The sequence below is a fragment of the Acinetobacter sp. YH12249 genome, assembly GCF_013417475.1.
Classification (GTDB): Bacteria; Pseudomonadota; Gammaproteobacteria; order Pseudomonadales; family Moraxellaceae; genus Acinetobacter.
This window is the reverse complement of sequence record NZ_VPDX01000065.1, coordinates 1-2,659: the sequence shown is the minus strand read 5'-3', so window position 1 is coordinate 2,659 and position 2,659 is coordinate 1. Positions and strand designations below refer to the sequence as shown.

General features: G+C 37.9%; 3 protein-coding genes. 1 reads left to right on the top strand and 2 read right to left on the bottom strand.

Annotated features, from left to right (window positions below):
- Window positions 1-157: 157 nt before the first annotated feature.
- A complete protein-coding gene (locus FTV25_RS15825; RefSeq protein WP_104505826.1) occupies window positions 158-472 on the top strand; it encodes a hypothetical protein in 315 nt (104 codons plus the stop codon).
- 699 nt (window positions 473-1,171) lie between these two features.
- On the opposite strand, the gene FTV25_RS15820 is transcribed toward FTV25_RS15825, so the two are convergent.
- Both FTV25_RS15820 and FTV25_RS16240 read right to left on the bottom strand, forming a co-directional pair.
- A complete protein-coding gene (locus FTV25_RS15820) occupies window positions 1,172-1,672 on the bottom strand; it encodes an META domain-containing protein (protein ID WP_074163995.1) in 501 nt (166 codons plus the stop codon).
- Window positions 1,673-1,674: 2 nt separating this feature from the next.
- Window positions 1,675-2,659 (bottom strand): S1 family peptidase (locus FTV25_RS16240; RefSeq protein ID WP_349665759.1); only part of this gene is annotated, 985 nt, incomplete at its 5' end.

Sequence of the window (2,659 nt, the reverse complement as noted above, 5' to 3'; positions counted from 1 at the left end):
CTAGACAAAATGACACCAAATGAGTTTTACTATGATCAGCTACCCCAACAAAACAAGGTGGCTTAACTAGAGCGGAATATCACTTATAAATACGCTTTTAGTTGTTCAAACAAGTGGGACCACCTCTGCTCTCTACTATATTTATTTAAGGTTTTTTATGAAGCACTTAGGATTTGTGGGAAAAAGTACTGAATATTTAGGGTATACCCATATTGAAATTATCAATAGCTCATTACGCTTATCTTTCAATATTCCATCAACAAAAGATCTAGAAGAAACCTTTAAAAAGATAGTCGAAAATAACTATGATTTACTCATGGAAACATCAGCAGAAATCGAGTTCGAATTAGAAAGTGAAACGCTAGCAAAGATAGAAACCATCATAAAAGAAAAAGGGATTGAACTTGATGAGTTTGTTCAAAATGCGCTGATTAAACTTATCAACCAAAATGAATTGGCTAAGACTGATTAGACCTTAAATGCAGACAATAAAAAACCCCAGCATCCTGCCGGGGTTTCTCATATTGGGTTGCTAGGTATGACTCCTGTCTTACCTCACGCTCCTGGTGCGATCTTTCTTATTCTTGTTGTTTGGAACTTCCTGTTCCTGATGAGTTCATCATAGGAAAATTCCACTGTTCCTGGTAGCCGCAAAGAGCCGAGATTGTTGTGCGCCAGGGCGTACAAAATAGCCTAAATTTTATCCACAGCCATTGGGGATAGTTTCGGATCCTGAAAGCCGATGAAATGGGCACTGATTGCCAAATTGATCGTTTTTTAATCAAATTTACTGGCAAAATATTACAGATCTGCTTAAAAACTCACCAACTTATTACAAAAGCCGATTTTTTGCTTTTTCTTAGTCATGGCTAAATTTTCAAGTGATTGATATTTATATTAATATACAAGTGTATTGCGTATAACCACCATTATGTTAAATAGGGAATTCAAAGCTCTTTCTAAGAGTTGGTATAGTGGTAATACTTATTGAGTGCGTAAAAGAATTAGATTAATAAAATACTCAAAAGAAAAATAGTAAAAGGGAACTTACAGAAAATAAGTTACCGGCTCTTAAAATTATATTTAAACAAAGAAGCCCAACTAAATGATTGGGCTTCCTCATATCTAACTTTACCTTATGATTTTCATCAGTGTACTGCAAGAATTTAGACTACTTGTTGACTTGAACACCTTTAAAAATCAATTTCTCTTTTTTTTGTGTTTCTATAAGCAGTTGTGCCTGCCCCTTACGAGATTGAAGATATAATGTGGGAGCATTCACCAGAATATCTATCATCGTACTTTCACGTAAGTTGATATCATCAGGACAGCCCATCATTGTGGCAACAATTGGTTGTTCAGCATATAAATGATTGCCCTTAAAATGAATACCAATCGAATTTATATTACAAAACAAATTCCCAATATACAGCATCTTTTCTGCAAATTTTAGCGTGATAGGTTGGTCAGGTTTTGAAGCCAGAAATAATGAATCTATACGTTCACTATTAGCATTTGTTGCCTCGATTAATTCCCAAGAAAATTGCGCCAAGGTCTGCTCACTAAAGGACATCACTTGTAATTCTTGTATCTTGGACTGATCGGCTGATGAAGGCTTATGACAAGCGCTCAAAAGTCCAACGACGAACATCAGTATAAATATTCTAGTCATCGTTATTGTCCGTATAATAATGAGTAACCCTCTTTATAGAGTTCATCAGTAGACATATAGGTCATATATCCATTAGGTTTGGCGGCACCTCCGCAATACCCCTGACCTTTCATGGAAGAACTCCATGTGCCTTGATAAGTTGCAGTAGATAATAACCCTGCCGCCACACTTCCAATAAAGATTGGACCACCACTATCGCCACCCCAACAATCCAACGTTGGACCTGAAACTTTTACCCATGTTGCATTACACACACCTGCCCCTGATGGTCCACATTTATTGTCAGTACCAAATGCTTTAAATGCGGTCGACTGAACCGTACCACAACTATAACCAGTTTTCATTCCATAATGACAGACATACGTACCAACAGGTGTGTTACCTTGTGTACGTCGACCAGTTAGAGTTTTGACCACATTGTCACTGGCGAAAAATTCTGGGTTCAAGGTATGTGTAGATGATACTAAACTCATGGTTTGGAAATCCTGACTACCATTCCAGAAGTCTCCCACAAAGGTTAGTGCAATATTATCATTGCCAGTTGTCTTGCGGTCATCTACAGTAATTTTGTAATTCTTACAGTGAGCCGCTGTGGTCGCAAATTTTGTACCCGCAGCGTTTTTCACATTAAAACCTGTTGTACAATTATAAAAAGTGGTTGAAGTTGTACTATCCGCCATCAGCATGGTTTCTGCTGCCCTTACTGCGGCACTATGTCTTAATGGAATATTAGTGGTCGTTACTTTAAGTGGGACATTGGTTAATGTTCTAGGTTTTTCACTGCTCAGTAATTTCAAACCCTGTGTTTGGTTGGTTGCAGTATGCTTTGGATCATAAAGCTCTAAATCAATGCTATTTTCGGCACTGTTGCAAATAGTCGGTGGTGATAAACTTATCATCCCCTTTTGCTGATGGAGCTGCACATGAACCCATTCAAAGGCCGGCATTTTCAGCGTGACATCATTCTGTGGGCCGTACGCTGGTACT